The sequence below is a fragment of the Desulfomarina profundi genome (genome assembly GCF_019703855.1).
Lineage (GTDB): Bacteria > Desulfobacterota > Desulfobulbia > Desulfobulbales > Desulfocapsaceae > Desulfomarina > Desulfomarina profundi.
In genome coordinates, this window is record NZ_AP024086.1 from 129,843 (window position 1) to 146,942 (window position 17,100).

Below are 17,100 nucleotides of genomic sequence, written 5' to 3' on the forward strand. Positions count from 1 at the left end.
AAGCATTATTTCAATGCTTTCAGTGAGTAGTTCAATGGGGTGAAAAATTTTTTTTTAGCATTTTATAAACTGCTATTTTGATCTTGATTGGGGACATTGGGGAAAAAATAATTTTGGCATGGAATATGCTTGGTTGGAAAGTGATTTGGGCGGTTAAGTCCTTTAATCCGGATTTCTCAGAGGGATGAACAAAGGAGCAGAATAAACTTGGATTTTACTCTACAGTTCGTTTCACGGGAATGCGGCTAAACAGTGTTATCACTATCCGTTATGAAAAAAATACTACAATTATTAATTGCGATTTATTGTCTACTGCCCATTCTTTCCTACGGAGACCCTTCTCCCCATGATATTCATATTGAATGGTCGTTTGATGACCAGTCAGTAGAGGGAAAAAGTCTTGTCGGTTATAATCTTTATAAGGAAGGAATCAAAGTTTGTTCTGACAGTAGTCCGGAAGATAAAAAAATGGACTGCGTGATTGTTTCGGAACCGGGAACATATGAATTTACCCTCACAGCATTATATTCTGACTACAGCGAGAGTCCCCACTCTCCACCATATAGTTTTCACCTGGGCACGGAGCAGCCGCCAGGCGGGGAAGAAGGCGATCATAGTTTTACCTTTAAGTGGGAGATTGAAGGCGATACAACAGAGATCGCGGCTTATAGAATATATTTGAATAATAAAGTCCTCTGTGAAACTGCAGATGCTGAAACAAATGAAATAAGTTGTAAAACTAATCTGTTATCGGAAGTCATGTATTTTACGATAACTTCCCTGTACACCGATAACACGGAAAGCAATCCTTCAAATCTTTTAAAATTTGATCCTTCAGAATATCCACAGCTTTCAAGCACCAGGCTTCTGAGTTTTTCATGGGAATACCCTGATGATCCGGATCTGGCAGGTTTCAAGGTCTATTACAATGGGCAACAGATATGTGAGACAACCAATCCCGGTGACAGACAGCTTTCCTGTACTGCAGCAATAAACAGTGATACGCTGATTTTTTCCATTTCCGCTGTATTTCAGGACCAGAGTGAAATAGCTCTGAAAAACAGCCTTACATATACTTCAGAAGACAATTCCCAGGGCAGCGGTGATCTGCAGGCTGTGATTGATACCAATACGGTCAGTGGAGCAGCTCCTCTAATGGTATCATTTGGAGCAACAGGATCCACCGGAGATATCACCTCCTATTCATGGTCTTTTGGAGATGGGGCTACCGCTGATGCCAGCAGTGTTGATCATCAATATATAACTCCAGGCACGTATAATGCCAGTCTTACAGTGACAGACTCTTCAGGATCAATGAGTTCGAAAACTGTTTTGATTCAAGTTACTGAAGGAACTACCGGCAATACACCACCCCAGGCTGTTATCTCATCGTCAACTGCTCTTGGGTCGGCACCACTTACCGTTTCTTTCAGTGGGGCGGGTTCCACTGCCTCCGGTACTGTTATTACAGTTTATCACTGGGACTTTGGTGATGGAAGTGATGCAACGGGTGAAAGTGCCAGCCATCTTTATTCAAAACCTGGAACGTTCAATGCTGTGTTGACTGTTACGGATGGTAACGGTTTAACAGACTCAGTCAGCACACCGGTTATTGTCAGTTCATCGCAGCAGGAAAACCAACCACCCCAGGCTGTTTTCACTGTAACTTCAAGTAGTGGCAGTGCACCTCTTACAGTGACGTTCAATGCTGCCGCCAGCATTGATAATGACGGCAGCATCAGCAGTTACAGTTGGCAGTTCGGGGATGGTGCAACCGGTAATGGAAGAAGTACAACACATACCTATACCAATGAAGCAGCCTTTACAGCTACACTTCTGGTAACAGATAATGATGGAGCAAAAAGTTCTTATAGCAAAATAATATCTGTTGTTTCAGAAGAAGATAACTCTCCTTTCAATATAGAAGTGGGTGAGGTTGCGGTGAACAGTGAATGGGCTACTGTGAATATAAACTCCTCATTTAAAAATCCTGTAGTTGTTGCCGGGCCACCTTCATCTTCCGATCCTGAGCCCTGCGTTGTTCGGTTACAAAATATCAGCACAACAGGTTTTGAAATTAAACTCGAGGAGTGGGGGTATCTGGACGGCAGGCATACTGAAGAAAATGTGAGCTATATTGTGATGGAAAGAGGCCATTTTATTTTACCAGATGGAACGCATGTCGAGGCTGGTAATTTCAGTGGTACTACAAATTTTGTAAACAATGTTTTTAAAGAAACTTTTAATTTAAAACCAATTGTTCTTACTACCGTTGCGTCAAATAACGAAGCAGAGGTTGTAAGTGGACGTCTCCGTAATATAACAAAAAACGGTTTTGATTATTATTTCCGCGAGCAGGAAAAGAACAACAATGAACATTTAATTGAAACCGTAGATTATATTGCCTGGGAGCAGGGCACAGGTGAAACAGATACTTTCTCTTTTGAAGCTCAAACGACTCCGGACAGTGTCACCCATGTACCATATGACATCGTCTATAAAACAGCTTTCAGTACCCCTCCATATCTTTTCGCTAATATTCAAACTACTTACAGCCCCGACACAGCAGCTCTAAGAGTCGAAAATCAGGGTAAAAGTTCAATCTCAGTGAGTGTGGAAGAAGAACAATCCCAGGATGATGAAATTTCTCATGCTCCGGAGAGCGTTGGTTATTTAGCCGTGGGGTCTAAAGGGAGCGAAACTATCGATCAAAAAGAACGATTGTTTACTTTCCATTGGGAATATGATCAAACCGGTCAGGAATTAATCGAATTCCGTTTTTACCTCAACGGAAAATACTTATGTTCTACGGAAAATGTGGCCGATCGTACCCTGTCTTGTACAGCACCACTGCTTTATGAGGAAATGGTGTTCTCTATGACAGCAGTGACAAGCAACAATGAAGAAACTGTGCCTTCAACTGTACTGCGTTTTGATCCAACACTATTTCCACAGCTCGCTCCTACCAGGCTGGTGACGTTTGCCTGGGATTTTGACAGAGGAGCTGAGGATTTGATTTCCGGTTTTACAGTGATGGCCAATAACAGTAAAGTGTGTGAAATAGCAGATCCGACAGCAAGGCAACTGGTTTGTGAGATTGATACACCGAGCAGTGAAACTCAATTTGCCATCCAGGCTGTAAAGACTGATAACAGCACCATTCAATTTAAAAACAGTATCTTATATGCACCTTAACACTATGAACATCATGATCGCGAATAACATAAACCAACTGAAGACTATACCCATGCCCTACAACAGAGGAGGCATTGTAATGAAAAAGGAAAATGGTATTATTCAACTGCACCAGTTTACATGTTTTTTATATTTCCTTGTGTTTGTTTTTTTTCCTGTTTCAAGTTTTTCTTCTGAATTTACCGGGACGTTGGGGAGTGTCACCATAACAGATGCCCAGGGAGTGAATACACCACCGGCAGCGTCATTTACTTATACGGTGAATGAAAATGATGTTTTTTTTGATGCAGGAAGTTCTGCTGACACTGATGGTACAATCCTGGAATACAGGTGGGATTTTGGAGACAATTCTTCTGGCTCCGGAGTGAACGTAACTCACTCTTACGCAGAACCGAATGTATACCAGGTCACACTTACTCTTGTTGATAATAAGAATGGTATCGCATTACTGCAGAAGGAAGTATCGACAATACAGTCAGGGACTGCGGTTGAACAACTGAATGAAGATGGGGACACTGGTAATATAATTCAAAACAGGACATACGGGCAGGGAATTATTTTCCCGACTCCTATATCAGTTTCGTCTATCACAATAAAGTCAGGTCCATCGAAATATGGGAATCCGCCGGTGAGAATCAGGATTGGAAAGAGCCTTGATCTTTCTTCTTCCTACCTGGGTGAATCGGAAGAAGTTGTGTTTGACAATAAGAATACAGAATATGAGTTCACTTTTTCTCCCGCCGTTACCCTTGATGCCAATACACAGTATTTTTTTGCTGTTGCTGTTACCAATGATCTTGGGAGTAATTTTATTGATATTAAAAAATCAAATACCGATGCCTTTAATCCTGATAATGCTCCTGAGTGTAAAAGATATCAAAGTTCTAAAGAAAGGTGGAATATGACTGATGGTTGGACATATAATGATGATCTCTATTTTAAGGTGAAACAGTGAGAAGTTTATTGTTTGTTTTATTATTTACCTTTATTGCAATTCAGGGTGAAGCTGCGACCTATTATGTCCGCCCGGGGGTGGTATCAATGGTGTATGTGATGGGACTGTAAATGTTGATGCTCCCGGGACTGATGGACATTGTGCCTGGTCACATCCTTTTGAGGCCCTGGGTGTGAAAGACTCAACCGTATATTTACCCCATATTTCCGGAGGGGATACTGTCATTATTGCCTCAGGGTCATATAGAATGGGACATACTCCCGGAGTTTATGATTCAAACAGGTGTTATGAGTTATGGCCGTGGGATTGTTCCATGGCAACCCCTCCAGCTGGTCTTGATCCTGATCATCCTACAAGAATACTGGGTGAAGGGTGGAACAGTGGGTGTTCTAATCCGCCTGAACTATATGGCGTTGAGAAATCTGCCCAAGTGATTTCTATGTTTAATACAGCAAATATAGAAATGCAATGCATTGAAATTACGGACCATAGTAATTGTTCAACAAATAATAATCTGGGCGAATCAGTGCAAAAATGCAGTAGTAGCGGATATCCATATGGAGACTGGGTGCAACGTGGAATTGAAATGAGAAATGTCCAAAACTGGTATATGAAAAATATTAATATTCACGGCATTACCGGACCTGCGATTCGTGGAGCTGAAATAACTGACTGGACAGTAGAAGATTCAAGATTCAGTTATAATAATTCCGGTGGAATAAATGCTGAAACTCCAGGTAAGACTCCGAACAGTTTTTATGGAACAATGAGATTTAACCATGTAGATATTTCCTGGAATGGTTGTGTTGAAGATTATCCAAATACAGGCTCTATCGTAGCTGGTTCCTGTGTCGGTGGTAACAACGGTGGTTTTGGTGATGGTGTTGGACTCGCGGAGACAGGAGGAACATGGTATTGGGACAACAGTACATTTATTGGCAATGTAGAGGACGGGCTGGATATGCTCTATATGAGGACAGGAAGCGGTATATCATTTATTTCCAACAGCCTGTTTATGCACAACGCAGGAGATGATTTGAAAACAGGCGGGAATACTGTTATAAAAAACAATATATTGACAGGTGATTGCAGTTATTTTCGGGGAAAGCCAATAAATGGTGATGTGGTTCACTGCAGAGGGAATGCAACATTATCTGTAACGTTACAGAAAAATAGTGCTTCTGCAACTATTATAAATAACAGTCTAGGTGGAAATTCAGACATAATGGTCTCTATTTCAAGTTCGGCTGGAAGTAGTATCGATTGTGATGGAACCGAAAGAGTAGACATGACAAATAATATATTTAGAGGCGGCAAACACGTTTTAAATCCGGAAACAAAAAAAGTTGATGCGTATTATATTTATAATACATGTTCCGGATTTGAGAAATCTGTAAAAAATAATTTATTTTATAATGCCAAGGATGGGGGAAGTGATTGTACAAACTCAGTAGATTCTATTTGTGGGCAGGATCCATTGTTTGTCGCTTTTGATGAAGTTGATGATATTTATGATTTTAGAATTCAGTCTGGATCTTCTGCCATCAACGCTGGTTTACCCGTCAATACCCAAGTCGGATATAATGATGCAATAACTACAATTCCAGCTACTGATTATTTTGGTCATGCCAGGGATATTGCAGATATTGGAATGCATGAATTCAATGGCATACCTGCTCCAAATATACCGATTCCAACTATTCAATTAATAGAAGAAAATTGATCCAGAAGACAAAAGGAAACCCGGCCATTGTTCTCGGGCTCACCGCAAATGGACTGGGAGTAACTCGTAGCCTGGGAAAGAGAGGTATAGAGTGTTTTGGTATCTACTGCAGTAAAAAAGAAGAAGTTGGGTATGCATCAAAATATCTTAAATCTGCAATTAAAATATCAGAAGATTGGAGTGACGAATCTCTGCTTGCCACACTTCATTCCCTTTATGAAAAGGCAGGAGTTAACCCCTGTGTTCTTTTTCCTACTTCTGATACGTATGTGAGATTTATTGCCAGAAACAAAAGCAGGTTGGAGGGATCATTTCTCTTCCATTATACCGAGGAGGATCTTCTCTCATCGCTAAACGATAAAAGCAGGACTGATGATCTGATTCAGCTTGGACTTCATCTCCCTTTCACGATCTATCCTCACAATGAGCAAGATTTGGAAGTGTTTGCTGCAAAACATTGTTTTCCAGCCATTATAAAACCAACACTCTCTGATGTTCCAGGCTTCCCGGCTAAAGTGGTTCTTGTGAGTGATGCCCAGGAATTGCAGAATTTTTTTCGTACATATTCCTTTCTTTTCGAAAAATGTATCATACAGGAATTTATCCCAGGGGGGATGAGGCTACCTGGGAGGTTGTCTCCTTTTGTGCTGAAAATTATCCATCTCCGATCATGTGTATTTTACACAAAATTCGACAGTATCCACCTGCTTCAGGTATTAGTTCATTTCTTTGTACGGAGTATAATCCTGAATTGGAAGATACAGTAATGAAGACTTTGAAAAAGGTTGGTTATTATGGTTTGGCGGACTGGGACTTTCTATATGATCAAAAACAGAAAAGGTTTATACTTATCGATATTAATTGTCGAATCGGTATGACAAATCAAATTTGTTCTGATGCAGGAGTTGACCTGATTTGGGCCGCATACAACAGCCTCGTTCATAAACAGGTGCCGGAGGGTACTTTTTCTGAAACACAGAAAGATAATTTGCACTATATAAATTTTGAGTGGGATATAGGATCATTTTACAGGAAAAAAAAGGAAGGTACCATATCGGATACAGAATGGTTACGGAGTTTAATGAGGGCGCGTTCTTATGCGTTTTTTTCATTACAGGATCCATTACCTTTTCTGTTGACAACATTAAAAATTATGAAAATAATCACCCGAAAATTATTTATCCCTCTGCATTAACTCTTTAATAAAAACCATAAAGCCACTGGTTTCAGAGAGAAATCTACTCGGTGAAAATTTGCCGAAAGGGTTAAGAAATGAAATCATTGTTACAGGGATTCGTTTGAGTTTCAGTATGTCAGATGAAGAAGTGTTGATGCCATAAACAGTTGTAACTGCAGATTTGCAACCTGCTTTCCTGACTAAATTGATCGTGTCTTTGTTGAAATCTATATTTCTTCCATTGGGATAGGAAAAATCAAGAGGTGTGTTAGTATGAATTCTTTCACAGATTGTTGCAATGCTGCCGACTATTTCATGCTTTGCTTCCAATGTTGAAATTTGAGATAAAATTGCATGATTCATTGTATGCGCACCAATGGTTACACCAGCTTCAGCTAAAACCTGCACCTCATTCCACGTTAACATACGACCAGCCTGAGTTAGTTGATTGATGCTGCATCTTTTAATGATTTCCTCAACTTGTTTCGATAAAAGAGTGTTTGGAAGGGTTTTCAACCATGTATTTATTTCCTGTAAGGCAAAAATTTTCTGCTGTCGTGTACGTATCTGGTACTTCTGCCTATTAATATCAAGTAAATTGAGAACGTTAACCTGGGAATAAATAACAGCATCAGTCAATTTCTGAGGCCACAGCAAATCCTTGCCGATATGACTGGTTGCCAGGTAAACTATGGAGGGAATTCCCCTCTTCTGATATGTTTTCAGTACAATATTGTCTGCGTAACCATCGTCAAATGTTAATACATAAACATGTCTTTTTGTCGAGGTCTTGAGAATATACAATGCGCTGTCGAGAGAAACAATTTCGGATACATATTTGATTGTTTTAATAATCATATCAAAACGATCAAGATCCACGGAAAGTAATAAAGGGTCATCGTAAGACCCGAGACGATGAAAAGTCAAAATCGTACAGGATGGTTGGCGGAAATGTCGTATAAAAGTGTCAAGTCCACTGTATCTACACAATATGGATGCTGTCCAAAGAATTAAGGTTTTGATTAAATATTTCATTTAAATCTGAAATTTCTGAAAAAAAGCATTGTATGATTCAAGAAGCTGACCTGTACTGAATTTAAGACAGGCCATTTTTCTGGATTTTTTGGAGAACTCAAAAAGATCACAGTTATGACAAAGATGCAGCATTTTGTCTGCCATTTCGGCAGAATTCGCAGGTCTACAAAGGAATCCGTTCGTACCATCCATAACAATTTCTCTATTACCTCCTACGTCCGTAGCAATTATAGGAAGACCACAGGACAAACCTTCAAGAAGTGCATTGGAGAGTCCCTCTGAAAGGGAGGCAGACACAATGAAATCACATTCTTGCAGGATACTGCTTATGTCAGTGCGTCCTCCCAGTAAGAAAACAGATTTGTTCAATGAAAGGTTTTTGATCTGATTTATTATATCATTCTCACTTCCATTGTCTTCGCCTACCAGCAGTAATTGACTTTCTGGAAATTCGTTTAAGAATATTGAAAAGGCTTCGAGCAGATAACGATGACCTTTAACTTCTTTTAAATTCCCAATGCATGCGATTTTATATTTTCCGGTTATAGCTTTCTTGTGGCTACTGAGAAAGGTCTTATCATTCGGTACATAAAAAGAAGTGTCTACACTGTTGTGAATCACATGCATTCTGTCTTCAGGAAAATTTTCGATTTCTGATACTTTGTCAAGAATCGCTTTACATGGTGCAGTTATATAGTCATAAAATGGTGAAAGCAGTTTGCGTAAGTTCAGCAGAAAAGAACTTGGACAGATATACATGTCCCTCCTGCTTGAAATTTTTACAGGTTTCCCCTGTTTGTTTTTGAATAAAAGAGCGTTGATAATATCAGATTTTTCATGAAATGATATCGTAATATCAATTTTTTCTTTTCTTACAATTCGGGACAAGATGAACAGAGCTTTCAATGCCCCGGTGCCATAAATACGTTTAACATCAAGTTTGATCAAGCTGACATTCGGCCATGTTTTTTCTTCTAGAATATCATTTTTTGTTTTAAGTGAATCTGCTCCCTGAAATTCGGCAACATGAAACTCAAAGGTCAAAAGGTCAAGATTATCGAGGATAAAACGAATATGTTTTTCACTGCCTCCAAGCCCTGACACTCTTGTGTCGGTGATGATTAATATTTTTATTTTCCTGGTTTGAGACATTTATAATTTGTCCCTGAAAAAGTAATTTTTTAGGTAACCTGATAGTTTTCGATCAGTTGCAATGGTCAATGAGCTGTATATTAAGATAAAAATAATAGAAGAGAGAATAAGCGGTAGAAGTTTTGTTTCAGTAAATAAAAATGATGGTAAAACAGCACAGATTGCAAAAGATAGATAAAGGAAGCATGAGGTTACAGGAAATTTGATTTTCAGCAATCGGTCTGCATTGTGTTTGACGAGAAGAAATAAAAACATAAAGGAAAGTAGAGTAGTAAAAGCAGCTCCCACATACCCGAATACACTGATAAAATACCAGTTCAATATTATATTGCTAATTGCTGCATACACAGTAATTTTTCCAAGAATTTTTGTATTTCTTGATAAATAAAGACCTGCACTTATTATTGGCACTGCACCATTGATGAGGTTCCCCAAAAAAACTATCGGGACAACAGTTGCTGCAGCTTGATACTTTTCTGAAGCGAGAAAACTCAACAAGATTTTTGCGTGGACTGTGAGAAAGATCAGTAAAGGAATTGTAACTGCAAAATAATACCGGAGGACTGTATCTAAAAACAGGCCTGTTTCTGTTTCTCCCTTTTCAGTAAAAAGTTTATTATATATAGGATAAATAGCAAGACTCAAAGGTTGGGTGATAATTTGCTGCATATATTGAGCTAGATTATAGCCTGCAGTGTAAAGACCTACTGATTTTGCATCATTCAGATAACCAATCTGATACCTGTCTCCAAAAGTCATAATAATCATCGAGATTTCCAGCCAGACAAGAGGTATCCCGAATGACAGAAGCTTTTTAATAAGTTCTTTTGAAATAATTCTGTCTAATTTATCGAGCAGTCTAAGGGGAAAATAGAGTGCAAGTATTATAAAAATAGACTCAAAAACGATTTTCGCTTTAAAAATCTCATCTACAGTCGGAACAGAGAGAAAAAGAAAAAATAGAACAGTAATGGTGGATCCCGTTTCCAGAGAGGCGGAAAGAATGTTGTACTGAGTTATTTTTTCACGAGCTTGAAGCCGTGACAGGGAGACTGCAAAAAAATTGCGAAAAATCACGAGAATGGGTAGAAAGTAGAAAAAAACCGGAACACTGAAAAAATGTTTAATAATGAATAAGAAAAGAAGATAGGTGCAACAGGTAAGCAAGGTTGTGCCTGAAACTGTCAATAATGCGTTGAAATAAATGTTGTTGGTAGTTGTATGTGCCTTCTCAGATAATTGTGTAATAAGTGAATTTGGAATACCAGATTTCCCTATTGCATAGAGAAATAATAAAGCAGTATTCGCCAGAGCAAGAAGACCGTAATCATGCACGGTTAATAAACGGGTGACTACAGGGAAGGAGACAAACCCGGCAAGTCTCGATAATATTTGTGTGATTAGATAACCGCTACTGTGACGGATAGTTTTTTTTATTAGTGACGGCATTTATTTAAAGAAACAATGTAAGTAAAGCTGTGTTAACTGTTTTTAACCTTAATAACAGCTGGGATGCCGACAGCAATTGAATTGCCAGGTATGTCTTGCAAGACAACTGCGTTGCTGGCAACAATAACATTATTGCCTATATTAACAGGGCCTATAACCTTGCAGCCATTCATTAATTTCACATTATCGCCAATAGTTGCAGCGCCTTCTCCCTTGTTATTTGCAGAATGAACCACTGAGGCTCCTGAAAAGACAGTACAGTTTGTACCAATAACTGCTTCGGCTGTAATTACGACGCCAACGCTTGTATGGATAAGAAATCCTTCTCCAAGTTGAGCGCCATTAAAGATTCTGGTACCAGACATTCCCTGTATAAATGGACGGAGAAACAAGAGGACAATATTGAGCAAGGAACCTGGAAATCTGTTTAATTCAAGGGTCAGTTCCTCCAGACGCAGCAGTAATACAGGCCAGAAGTCAATTATAAAAATTAATTTGATTGATAAATTTAAATCAAGGTCAGTGAGATATCTCCGGATATCCTGTTTGAGTTTCAGTAATGACGGATATTTTTTTTTATTCATTAGGTTCAAGTCCTATTTGTGAAAAACGGCCGAGGATTGTTCTGTGTCGTAATATTTCTTTTAAATAGTACACAAAATAACAAAATCAGACGGTAGACCAGTTTACTGAAGTTTTTGAGCCCACATGAAAGCCAAGCTCCTCCAGCAGATCACCTGTTACAGTGTTGAGAATTGCCTGGTCTTCAGAAGAGAGGCTTGTTTTCCATTTGTCAACAGCGCTACTTGAAAAAATACGATTTTTTTCTGATTTTATGTTATCACTGTAGACAGAATTATTTTTTTTCAGTGAACTATATCGGTTGTTTTCCAAGATTTGTAAATTGATTGTTGTTCCTGTAAAAACGGATAATTCTTGTAAAACTTTTTCCGGATTCTCAATAAGCTCCTCATAAAAGAGCTCCATATAATTTCTGTCTAATTTTTTCCCTTGTTTTCTTCCCTGTTTTACTTGAGTCTTCCAGTGTATACCTGCACTTATCATCCTCAGTGCAGGGTGTTTGAGAGAAATCCAGTTGAGTTTGTCCAGAGAGGATGCAACTGCCCTTCCATCTCTTATAACATGGATAAATCTGGCGTCGGGGAAGTGTTTTGCTATATTAGTAATTTCCAGGATATGGTTAGGAGTGTTTTCAGCCCAGCGGAATTTTCCCTGATCTATAGCTATGGATGTCATAAAAAAATCTAGAAAATCTAGATAATTAGAGCTGTGATTCGGAGCGTTGAGTAAAAAACGATCCTGGTTGAGACCAGAACGAATAAATTGTTTGGACTGTACCCAACCCTGAATAAATTTATTATAATTACGCTCTCTGTTTAATTTTCCATATTTGTCGGCACAGGTACGCAGTAAGAGAGTTTCAGCTTCATAGTGGGCAAATTCATTGCTTGCCAGGAGTATTGAGTAGACAAGACTGGTACCGGAACGGGCACATCCAACAACAAAAACAGGAGATTTTAGAGCAGTCATAATGTTAAGCTCTCGGATTCTGAAGTGGAAGATGCAGACTGGTTTATGAGAACCAGGACAATACCGTTTAAAATCCAGTAATATCCTGTGAGGACATAATAACTCCATCTGTCACCAAAAAGGTTTCCTATGAACAGCGAAACGGTCATGGCGCACATACCCACCCCGAATGAACGGGAAAACTCATTTTTTCCTGTCTGTGCAAGGTGGTTTGAGTCTCTGAATGAGGCAATAAATAACCATATAAAAAACAGATAACCTATAAGACCTCCCTGGACAAAAATATTCAAATGCTGATTATGGGGATTTCTCCAGTGGCTGTATCTGAAACTTAACAGCCCATGGCCGAAAACAGGTGCTTTTTTTATCATAGATACAGCCTCCTTCCACATAAACACTCGGCTTTCAATGTCCTGGTCTGCCGCAACTCCCAGGTCATTTTTTTCAAAAGACATCTGTATGCGTTCAACAACCGCTTCGGGGAGGACTACTGTATAGCAGAGAGGCAATGCCAGGAGAAGCAGGATATAGGCATATTTCCTGGCCTTTATTAAGAGATAGGTGATACCGGCGATAAGGGCTGCATATCCACCCCTTGAAAAAGTAAACAGCAGAACAATAATATTTGCGATCGCAAGAATTTTTAATGAAATATTAATCGATTTCCTTTTAAATTTGTTTAATAATGCTATGATCAATAATGTATACGTTGAAAAAAATGCAGCCCACTCATTACAGCCGCCAACATCGCCGAAAGTTCCATTCACAGTTTTCATTTTATCGGCAAAATTATCAAAATTCATCCATCTTACCCAGCGCCAGAAGTAGATGTCCATATAGATGTTTGCCACAAACATCACTGCAAGTATGATGAGGATCTTTCTAGAGTATCCTCAAAAAGTCATCTGTTTGGCACAAGGATCGTACTCCAGCGCATAACCTGAAATACAAAAACGGATAATGCTTCGGCCAGCAAGTTGGCAAATAGGTCTTGTTGGACCTTTTTTGATACACCTGTTAGCAGAGCACAGCAAAACCTGAGCAGAACCATCAGGTTCATCACCAGGAAAATGCTATTAATCCATGCTTCTGATGTTTTCAGTGTTCTGGCACGGATATAGTTGAGCCGATAGCCATTTTTACCTTGGCCAAACTTGCCCTCTATCGGAATTCGATCAAGGGCATCTTGTCTTCGTTGCAGTTTCTCCTGCTTGAGTTGCTCTGCATTCCCTGCTGTTTGTCTCTTGGGACGACCAAGAGGTTTACCGCCAAACCGGATATTGTTTTGCTTCATGTATTTCCGATTAGCTCTGGTGCCATAGATGCCATCGGCAAGAACAACTTCCGGGAAACACCCATATCGCCTTTTGTACGCTTCAATCTGCGTGATCAAGTCAGTACTTTCATTAAAGGCATCCCATCCGAAATGGTCGACCAGGGCAATACCATCAACCATGCTGACACTCAGTTTCGAGCCGAACTCTACCTTATGGCTTGCTTTGCCGCGAACAATAGGACGAACATGCGGCTGAGAAATACTAACGATGCGGTCATCACAACGTCGTTTCTTCTCTTTGTACATCCTGTACTGCTGTCCATACAAATGGTGGATGATCCAATACTGCCGCTGCCGGTTATGGTGCAGCGGGAAGGACCTGCCACCGATCATGTCGAGCAGCATCTCTATATGTCGAAAGTTTCTGCGCAAATACTGCAACTGCTCCCTGGTAGCTTTCCGGCGCAGCTTGCCGCCTGGATTTCGTTTCTTTGAAATTGCCAGGTATCGTTTTCGTGCCTGTTGACGGTATGTTCTCGGTTTCTTGGTCAAAGAGCTGATAGCGTAAAGCTCATCTATCAGTTGTTCAGATATCTCTCTTGCCTCATTCAGCAGACTGATGTCTGTGGGATAACGAATGGCCTGCTCAGCAACAGTCGCATCAACCACCATTTTGCCATGGTTCTCAGGATCATCAGAGCCTGGTAATTTCGATGTTTTCCGGTGCCTTTTTTTCTCAATACTGCTGAGAATGGTCTCTTCAAAAGATAAAAAAACTTTTCTGCCCATCCTTTTTCGGATCTCGACAAACAAACTTGCGGTGAAGGGAGGTTCGTCCTTGTATGAGGACAAACCTACAAAATATTGCAGATACGGATTCTCCTGGATCTGCAACACTGTTTCCTCATCACTCAAGTTCAGCTTGTGCTTTATAATCACTGCTCCAATCACAAGACGGGCGTCCTTGCCAGGACGTCCTTGAGTAGAGCTCATGCTCTTGTAATAGCCGGATGCGAGTTCATCCCAGGGAATCGCAAGGCTCCATTTGACCCAGCGATTTTCAGGATTAAGTTTGCCGCCAAAGGGAAGGCTGAAACCTTCCAAGCCCAGTTGCCGCGTGCTTTTGTATCGAATCATGTGCAAGCCTTTTAGTGTAGTTTACCGCATAAGCTTACACATTATACCATTATTTCACCACATTTAGTTCATAATAACAACGTGTTGAGACTTTTTAAGGGCAATCTTTCTAGTGTCAGTGATAGTTTTATTGACGAAAAAATAGAGAAGAAACATGAATAGAAAAGCGTCTTTCCACCAGGCAAACAGACGTTCATATGAATGAAATCCCGGTTGAAGGAAAATCTGAAAAAAGAAGTAGAGAACAAATAAAATCAAAGGGAGTTGCAGTTTTGGGCGATATACAACTGTTTTTTCTTTGTTGCCTGCGGTTAAAATTCCCAGAGCCAGAAATCCAAATAATATATTCGTGAGATTAAAGCCATCTATTCCAAAAAAGAGATTTGGGACTTTCAGCACTATATTTCTGAGAGGAAGAAGCAGGACTAAAAACAAAAAAATAGCATAATACAATGATATAGTTCCTTAAAGTAGTAGTAAACAAGGGGAGGAATATGGCTGTTAATAAACTGGTAGATTTTTTGCGTGCAAGTTCTCAGATACTCCCCATGTCACTTTCAGTCATTGTTTTTGGATGGTTTTTATTCTTTCGCAAGAAAAATGGCAAAGGTGCTGCACTGGTCCTGACTGGTGTTTTTTCCCTTTACTGCTTCAGTCTTTTTCCTGTAGCTGCTTTCCTGCTTCAGCCCCTGCAGGTTCATTATACCCGATATATCCCACAGCCGGATAGTCTGAATTATATTGTTGTGCTGGGGGATGGCATAAAACAAATCAACTGATACCTCTTTCAAGTCAACTTGGCGATGATTCATTAAAACGATTAATTGAGGCTATTGTCATCTACAATCAAAACCCGGGAAGTAAACTCATTCTTTCCGGGGCACCACCGGAAGATGACCCTGTCAGCAATGCCGAAATGATGGCTCGACTTGCTGAAGCCCTCAACGTACCTCGAAGCGATATTGCAGTCATGCCGGATCCCACAAATACAATGGAAGAGGCAAGACTTTTAAAACCTCTGCTGAGCGGGAAGAAATTTGTTTTAGTGACTTCAGCTTTCCATATGACCAGGGCTCTCAAGCTGTTTACTGCCCAAGGCCTGAATCCGATACCTGCGCCGGTGGATTTTAAAATTCTCTCCCGAGTCCCTTTTTCTCTGAAGCCGAGCGCAAAAGCCCTGCAGACATCTCAAATAGCAATACATGAATATCTTGGGCTTGCCTGGGCCTGGATCAAAAAGAAGCTTACGTGAATTTCCTTTTTTTCATGGAAACACTATTATACACATTGAGTAGCTTTTTTCCTATATGCTTCCACTGGTAATGTTCATTGATAAAATTCCTGGCGTTTACTGAGAGTGTTTTCCTTAGTGTGGATTGATTGAAAAGATTTTTCGTCATTTTACAAAAAGATTGTTCATCATCCGCCAGGAGAATATTTTCTCCGGATACCACCCCCAGACCTTCGGCCCCTATTGTTGTTGAAATTACAGGTTTTCCCATAGCCATGGCATTAAGAATCTTTAGGCGCGTGCCACCGCCAATCCTGAGCGGGACAATAAAAAGTGATGCTTTTGCCATATAGGGGCGAATGTCATCAACAAAGCCATAGCATGTGGTAGCCTGGGAATGTTTCCATGGAAATGTATCACTCATGATTCCGATTATATGCAGATGGGCGTCGGGAAAGTGATTTAAAATTTCAGGAAAAATACAGGTATCAAACCATTCCAGTGCATCGTAGTTAGGAAACCAGTTCAGCCCGCCGATAAAAATCATACTGTGAGGTTCTTCAGGTTCGGAAACAAGGGGCGCAAAATATGATGTGTCTACACCATTGGGCACCACGTCTATCTGGGTTTGCGGGGCAAAGCTCTTTAGGGTAGCAAGGTCATTCTCTGAACAGGTAATGATCGAATGAACATTTCGACAGGCATTGCGCTCAAATTGCTCCAGGAGTTTTTGCTGTCTGCTGAAAAACCATTTTTTTATAATCCCCTGTTCATTTTCGAGTCTTCGCTGGAGTAATAGGGATTCAACATTATGTTCATTCAAGACAGTTGGCAGTCCATTGGTTTCGTCGAGAAAGACAGCCAGGGGCAGCATGTCAAAATGGATTAAATCAATTTCTTTTATTTTTGTTCGTATAGTTTCCCGCATTTGCCGTGTGTCATATTTACAGGTGACAAATGCTTTTCCTGCAAATACAGAAAGGATGAGGGTCCTGAAGAGTGTTGTTTTTGAAGTGTTTTCGGGAATATTCAGTAATGTGACTGAGCTGCAGATTGTTTCCAGTTCGGGGATTGAGTCATATTCCTGTTGATATTTCACAAAACTCAACAGATGGACAGAGTGGACAGCAGCAACCTGTTTCAAGAGGTTAAATGATCGTAAAGAATGTCCATCGTTGGTCGGCAATGGACATTTTGTAGTGATAAACAGGATATTCAT

17 protein-coding genes are annotated in these 17,100 nt (G+C 40.0%); 7 read left to right on the forward strand and 10 right to left on the reverse strand.

The window, feature by feature from the left end; translation table 11 throughout:
* Positions 1 to 665 precede the first annotated feature (665 nt).
* Positions 666 to 917 (reverse strand): hypothetical protein, encoded by a 252-nt coding sequence (locus LO777_RS00580; protein ID WP_228855656.1) that lies wholly within the window; start codon positions 915 to 917, stop codon positions 666 to 668.
* A 199-nt stretch (positions 918 to 1,116) separates the two neighbouring features.
* Between LO777_RS00580 and LO777_RS00585 the strand changes: the two genes are divergently transcribed.
* The 5 genes from LO777_RS00585 to LO777_RS00605 all read left to right on the forward strand — a co-directional run bounded on the left by LO777_RS00585 (position 1,117) and on the right by LO777_RS00605 (position 7,068).
* Entirely contained in the window at positions 1,117 to 3,195 is a 2,079-nt protein-coding gene (locus LO777_RS00585) for a PKD domain-containing protein (protein WP_228855657.1), read from the forward strand.
* A 79-nt stretch (positions 3,196 to 3,274) separates the two neighbouring features.
* Positions 3,275 to 4,150 carry a PKD domain-containing protein gene (locus LO777_RS00590; RefSeq protein WP_228855658.1) on the forward strand — a complete coding sequence of 292 codons (876 nt, stop codon included), beginning with the start codon at positions 3,275 to 3,277 and terminating at the stop codon, positions 4,148 to 4,150.
* A gap of 313 nt (positions 4,151 to 4,463) precedes the next feature.
* Positions 4,464 to 5,873: a hypothetical protein gene (locus LO777_RS00595; RefSeq protein WP_228855659.1), complete on the forward strand. Its 1,410-nt coding sequence runs from the start codon at positions 4,464 to 4,466 to the stop codon at positions 5,871 to 5,873.
* Positions 5,870 to 6,640: a hypothetical protein gene (locus tag LO777_RS00600; RefSeq protein WP_228855660.1), complete on the forward strand. Its 771-nt coding sequence runs from the start codon at positions 5,870 to 5,872 to the stop codon at positions 6,638 to 6,640. The genes LO777_RS00595 and LO777_RS00600 overlap by 4 nt, the downstream gene beginning before the upstream one ends.
* Positions 6,640 to 7,068, forward strand: a complete 429-nt coding sequence (locus LO777_RS00605; protein ID WP_228855661.1) for an ATP-binding protein — start codon at positions 6,640 to 6,642, stop codon at positions 7,066 to 7,068. Before LO777_RS00600 ends, LO777_RS00605 begins: the two co-directional genes overlap by 1 nt.
* Here LO777_RS00605 and LO777_RS00610 read toward each other — a convergent pair.
* From LO777_RS00610 to LO777_RS00645, 8 genes are all read right to left on the reverse strand, one after another.
* Positions 7,048 to 8,085 carry a polysaccharide deacetylase family protein gene (locus tag LO777_RS00610; protein WP_228855662.1) on the reverse strand — a complete coding sequence of 346 codons (1,038 nt, stop codon included), beginning with the start codon at positions 8,083 to 8,085 and terminating at the stop codon, positions 7,048 to 7,050. The genes LO777_RS00605 and LO777_RS00610 overlap by 21 nt on opposite strands.
* Entirely contained in the window at positions 8,086 to 9,237 is a 1,152-nt protein-coding gene (locus LO777_RS00615; protein ID WP_268907484.1) for a glycosyltransferase, read from the reverse strand.
* A complete protein-coding gene (locus tag LO777_RS00620) occupies positions 9,238 to 10,686 on the reverse strand; it encodes an oligosaccharide flippase family protein (protein WP_228855664.1) in 1,449 nt (482 codons plus the stop codon).
* A 32-nt stretch (positions 10,687 to 10,718) separates the two neighbouring features.
* Positions 10,719 to 11,270: an LbetaH domain-containing protein gene (locus tag LO777_RS00625; protein WP_228855665.1), complete on the reverse strand. Its 552-nt coding sequence runs from the start codon at positions 11,268 to 11,270 to the stop codon at positions 10,719 to 10,721.
* 85 nt (positions 11,271 to 11,355) lie between these two features.
* Positions 11,356 to 12,237: a sulfotransferase family protein gene (locus tag LO777_RS00630; protein WP_228855666.1), complete on the reverse strand. Its 882-nt coding sequence runs from the start codon at positions 12,235 to 12,237 to the stop codon at positions 11,356 to 11,358.
* The gene (locus tag LO777_RS00635) at positions 12,234 to 13,088 is read right to left on the reverse strand and encodes an O-antigen ligase family protein (protein ID WP_228855667.1); all 855 of its coding nucleotides are present in this window, start codon (positions 13,086 to 13,088) and stop codon (positions 12,234 to 12,236) included. The genes LO777_RS00630 and LO777_RS00635 overlap by 4 nt, the downstream gene beginning before the upstream one ends.
* Positions 13,089 to 13,138: 50 nt before the next feature.
* Entirely contained in the window at positions 13,139 to 14,650 is a 1,512-nt protein-coding gene (locus LO777_RS00640; protein ID WP_456237671.1) for an IS5 family transposase, read from the reverse strand.
* A 63-nt stretch (positions 14,651 to 14,713) separates the two neighbouring features.
* Positions 14,714 to 15,103, reverse strand: a complete 390-nt coding sequence (locus tag LO777_RS00645; RefSeq protein ID WP_228855668.1) for a hypothetical protein — start codon at positions 15,101 to 15,103, stop codon at positions 14,714 to 14,716.
* 41 nt (positions 15,104 to 15,144) lie between these two features.
* Between LO777_RS00645 and LO777_RS00650 the strand changes: the two genes are divergently transcribed.
* Positions 15,145 to 15,429: a YdcF family protein gene (locus LO777_RS00650; protein WP_228855669.1), complete on the forward strand. Its 285-nt coding sequence runs from the start codon at positions 15,145 to 15,147 to the stop codon at positions 15,427 to 15,429.
* A complete protein-coding gene (locus LO777_RS00655) occupies positions 15,429 to 15,902 on the forward strand; it encodes a YdcF family protein (RefSeq protein ID WP_268907589.1) in 474 nt (157 codons plus the stop codon). Before LO777_RS00650 ends, LO777_RS00655 begins: the two co-directional genes overlap by 1 nt.
* Here LO777_RS00655 and LO777_RS00660 read toward each other — a convergent pair.
* Entirely contained in the window at positions 15,895 to 17,100 is a 1,206-nt protein-coding gene (locus tag LO777_RS00660; RefSeq protein WP_228855670.1) for a glycosyltransferase, read from the reverse strand. The genes LO777_RS00655 and LO777_RS00660 overlap by 8 nt on opposite strands.